Here is a 4,800-nt window from a genome sequence, read left to right as displayed (position 1 = left end):
CAGCCGTCGTTCGGTGCGCCGGGCGACCGCCGCGGTGATCAGCGGGACGCCGACTCCGGCGAGCAGCAGGCCGACGGCGAGCGCGGCTCCCGCCTCCGGGAGCAGCCAGGCGGTGAAACCGACCGAGGCGGCGGAGACGACCACCGCCACACCGGCGGGCAGCAGCCAGCGCAGCCAGTAGTCCTGGAAGGCGTCCACGTCGGCGACGAGCCGGCTGAGCAGATCGCCGCGCCGGGTGCCGCGCAGCCCGGCCGGGGCCAGCCGCTCGAGCCGCTGGTAGACGGCGACACGGGTGTCGGCCAGCATGCGCAGCACGGCGTCGTGCGACACCAGTCGCTCGGTGTACCGGAAGACCGCGCGGCCGATGCCGAAGAACCGGGTGGCCGTCACCGCGACCAGCAGATAGAGCACCGGCGGTTGCTGTGAGGCGCGGGAGATCAGCCAGCCGGAGGTCGCCATCAGACCGACGGCACAGCCGAGGGCCAGGCTGCCGAGCAGCAGCGCGAAGAGCAGCCGGCCGCGCCGGGCGGTTGCCACGGAACGGACGCGGGTCAGGATGCCCCGCGCACGGGCCGTCGCCTCCTCGGGCGCCGGTTCGTCCCGGTCGTCGTCGGCGTCGTCCGGCTCGGGGAAGAAGGCTTCACCGCCGGCGGGCTCGGGCACGTGGGCGTCCAGCGCGGCGGCAGCGATTTCGGGGGTGAGGATCTCGGCCATGACCGGCTCGGGCGCGGCGGCCGGCTCGGACAGCTCCAGCCGCACGACCCGGTCGGCGACCTCCAGCAGGGCGGGCCGGTGCACGACGAGCAGCACCGTGCGGCCGGCGGAGAGCCGTCGTACCGCCGCGACGACGTCGGCCTCGGTCGCGCCGTCCAGCGCGGCGGTGGGCTCGTCCAGCAACAGGACCGGCCGGTCGGCGAGGAAGGCGCGGGCCAGGGCGAGCCGCTGCCGCTGGCCTGCGGAGAGCCCGGACCCGTCCTCACCGAGCACGGTGTCGGCGCCCGCGGGGAGCGCGTCCACGAACTCCAGCGCACCGGCGTCCGCCAGCGCCCGGCGTACGGCGGTGTCGTCCGCGTCGGGGCGGGCCAGGCGTACGTTCTCCGCGATGGTCCCGGCGTACAGGTGCGGCCGCTGCGGCACCCAGGCGATCTTGGAGCGCCACTCCTCGAGGTCGAGGTCGGCGAGGTCGGTGCCGCCGACGCGGGCCTGGCCATCGGTGGGCCGGACGAAGCCGAGGAGCACGCTGAGCAGGGTGGACTTGCCCGCGCCGCTCGGCCCGATCAGGGCCACGGTCTCGCCGGGTTCGACGGAGAAGGAGACGTCGGTGACGGCGTCCGCCGAGCGGCCGGGATAGCGGACGGTCACGGAGTCGAAGGCCAGGGAGCCGGCCCGGACGGGCGCGGTGCCGGTGGCCGGGACCGGCGTCTCCAGCACGGCGAAGATCTGCTCGGCGGCCGCCAGCCCCTCGGCCGCCGCGTGGTACTGCGTGCCCACCTGGCGCAGCGGGAGGTACGCCTCCGGGGCCAGGATCAGGATGACCAGGCCGATGTACAGGTCCATCCCGCCGTGCACCAGCCGCATGCCGATGGTGACGGCGACCAGCGCGACGGAGAGGGTGGCCAGCAGCTCCAGCGCGAAGGAGGAGAGGAAGGCGATCCGCAGGGTCCGCATGGTGGCGCGGCGGTACTCGCCGGTGATCTTGCGGATGGACTCGGCCTGCGCCTTGGCCCGGCCGAACACCTTCAGCGTGGGCAGCCCCGCGACCACGTCCAGGAAGTGTCCGGAGAGACGGGACAGCAGCGACCACTGGCGGTCCATCCGGGACTGGGTGGCCCAGCCGATCAGCATCATGAAGACCGGGATGAGGGGGAGGGTGGCGACGATGATCGCCGCCGAGACCCAGTCCTCGGTGACGATCCGCGCCAGCACCGCCACCGGAACGACCAGGGCGAGCCCCATCTGCGGGAGGTACCGCGAGAAGTAGTCGTCCAGGGCGTCGACCCCGCGCGTGGCCAGGGTGACCAGCGAGCCGGTGCGCTGGCCGCTCAGCCAGCCGGGACCCAGCACCGCGGCCCGCTCGACCAGCCGCTCCCGCAGCTCGGACTTCACCGCCGCGCTGGCCTTGTGCGCCGCCAGCTCCGTGAGCCAGGAGACCAACGCCCGTCCACCGGCCACACCGGCCAACAGGGCCAGCGGCGTGACCAGGTCACTTGCCGACTTTCCCTGCTGGAAGGCACCGACCACGACTTCGGCGATCAGCATGGCCTGGGCGATGACCAGGCCGGCGCCGAGCCCGCCCAGAAGGACGACCGCCACGAAGAAGAAACGCGTGGCACGGGCGTAGCGCAGCAGACGGGGATCGATCGGTTTCACGTGAAACGTGTCCTTCAGTCCCGAGAGTGTGTTTCACGTGAAACATACCCTTGAGGCGGTTAGTGTGCGGCTTCGGCAATGTGCTGGGTACCGATGCGCTTGCGGAAGACCCAGTAGGTCCATGCCTGGTAGAGCATGACCAACGGGGCGGCGATGACGGCGCACCAGGTCATGATCTTCAGGGTGTACGGGCTCGACGAGGCGTTGGTGACCGTCAGGCTCCAGTCCGCGTCGAGGGTGGACGGCATCACATTCGGGAAGAGCGACAGGAAGAGCATCGCCACGGCGGCCGCGATGGTCACCCCGGACAGCGCGAACGCCCATCCCTCCCGCACCCGCCAGATGGCGCCCAGTGCGCCGACCAGGGCGACGGCCGCCACGACGAGGGCGACCAGGCTCGCACCGTCCCCGCTGTGGAGCTGCGTCCAGACCAGGAAGCCGAGCGCCAGCACGACGGTCACCGGGCCGAGGCGCAGGGCCAGGGTCCTGGCCCGCGTGCGGATGTCGCCGACGGTCTTGAGCGCCGTGAACACCGTCCCGTGGAAGGTGAACAGGGTGAGCGTCACCGCGCCGCCGAGCAGGGCGTAGGGGTTGAACAGGTCGGCCAGCCCGCCGACGTACTCGAAGTGCTGGTCGATCTGCACGCCCCGCACGATGTTCCCGAAGGCGACGCCCCAGAGGAACGCAGGGATCAGCGAGGACCAGAAGATGGCCCACTCCCAGTTGCGCTGCCACTTCTCCTCGGGCCGCTTGGCCCGGTACTCGAAGCCCACACCTCGGACGATCAGGCAGACCAGGATGAGCAGCAGCGGCAGATAGAAGCCGGAGAACAGGGTGGCGTACCACTCCGGGAAAGCGGCGAAGGTCGCACCGCCCGCGGAGAGCAGCCACACCTCGTTGCCGTCCCAGACCGGGCCGATGGTGTTGATCAGCACCCGCCGCTCGGGCCGGTTCCGGGCGAGCAGCCGGGTCAGCACACCGACCCCGAAGTCGAACCCCTCCAGGAAGAAGTAGCCGGTCCACAGCACGGCTATGAGTACGAACCAGACGTCATGCAGTTCCATGGCTGTTCCCTCAGCGCTAGTACGAGAAGGCCATCGGCCGGTCGGCGTCCTGGTGGTCGCCGCCGATCTTCGTGGGCGGGTTGAGGTCGGCCTCGGTCAGCTCCGGGGGTCCGGCCTTGGCGTACTTGACCAGCAGCCGGACCTCGATGACCGCGAGGATCGCGTACAGCGCCGTGAAGACGGCCATGGAAATGGCGACCTCGGCCTGGGAGACACCGGGGGAGACCGCCTGGCGGGTCTGGAACAGGCCGTAGACGACCCAGGGCTGGCGGCCCATCTCGGTGAAGATCCAGCCCCAGGAGTTGGCGATCAGCGGGAAGGCCATCGTCCAGGTGGCCACACGCCAGAACCAGTGGGTGAGCGTCGGGCCCAGCGTCCGCCCCCCGAAGAGCACCAGATGCGGCACCTCGTCGTCACCGGTGCGCAGATGCCCGGGGAGCAGGAACTTCTTCCGGGTCAGCCAGAGCCCGAACGCCCCGAGGGTGAAGGAGGCCATGCCGAACCCGATCATCCAGCGGAAGCCCCAGTAGGCGACCGGGATGTTGGGCCGGTAGTCACCGGGCCCGAACTTCTGCTGCTCGGCCTTGTTGACGTCGTTGATGCCGGGGACGTACGAGGTGAAGTCGTCGTTGGCGAGGAAGGACAGCAGGCCCGGCACCTCGATGGCGACGGTGTTGTGGCCCTTGTCCACGTCGCCGTAGGCGAACACCGAGAAGGGCGCGGGCTTCTGCCCGTCCCACAGGGCCTCGGCGGCGGCCATCTTCATCGGCTGCTGCTTGAACATCACCTTGCCGAGGGTGTCGCCGCTGATGGCGGTGAGCAGTCCGGCGATGACCACGGTGACCAGGCCGAGGCGCAGCGAGGTCCGCATCACCTTGATGTGCCGGCGCCGGGCCAGGTGGTAGGCGGCCAGGCCCACCATGAAGGCGCCGCCGGTCAGGAAGGCCGCGGAGAGGGTGTGAAACGCCTGGGCGAGCGCGGTGTTCTGGGTCAGCACGGCCCAGAAGTCGGTCAGTTCGGCGCGCCCCCGCTCCTGGTTGATCCGGAAGCCGACGGGGTGCTGCATCCAGGAGTTGGCCGCGAGGATGAAGTACGCCGAGAGGATCGTGCCGATCGAGACCATCCATATGCAGGCCAGATGGATCTTCTTCGGCAGCTTGTCCCAGCCGAAGATCCACAGCCCGATGAAGGTCGACTCGAAGAAGAAGGCGATCAGCGCCTCGAAGGCCAGCGGGGCGCCGAAGATGTCCCCGACGAAGCGCGAGTACTCCGACCAGTTCATGCCGAACTGGAACTCCTGCACGATGCCGGTGACCACGCCCATCGCGATGTTGATCAGGAAGAGCTTGCCCCAGAACTTGGTGGC

General features: G+C 70.3%; 3 protein-coding genes. All 3 read right to left on the bottom strand.

The annotated features are described in order from the left end of the window. Positions 1-2,370: thiol reductant ABC exporter subunit CydD (gene cydD / locus GT030_RS20665; protein WP_161202371.1), on the bottom strand; the 2,370-nt coding region annotated here is incomplete at its 3' end. Between the two features lie 59 nt (positions 2,371-2,429). Further along, on the bottom strand, positions 2,430-3,434 hold the full coding sequence (gene cydB / locus GT030_RS20660) for a cytochrome d ubiquinol oxidase subunit II (RefSeq protein WP_161202370.1): 1,005 nt from the start codon (positions 3,432-3,434) through the stop codon (positions 2,430-2,432). Between the two features lie 16 nt (positions 3,435-3,450). After that, positions 3,451-4,800 (bottom strand): cytochrome ubiquinol oxidase subunit I (locus GT030_RS20655; RefSeq protein ID WP_161202369.1); only part of this gene is annotated, 1,350 nt, incomplete at its 5' end.

This window comes from Streptomyces sp. SID1328, from assembly GCF_009865595.1.
Classification (GTDB): domain Bacteria; phylum Actinomycetota; class Actinomycetes; order Streptomycetales; family Streptomycetaceae; genus Streptomyces; species Streptomyces griseoluteus.
The sequence above is the reverse complement of the archived record's forward strand: the minus strand, read 5'-3'. Positions and strand labels throughout refer to the sequence as shown.

Bases quoted from the DNA above. Each gene is read 5' to 3' on its own strand.
- cydB (WP_161202370.1), bottom strand. From the start codon at position 3,434: ATGGAACTGCATGACGTCTGGTTCGTACTCATAGCCGTGCTGTGGACC.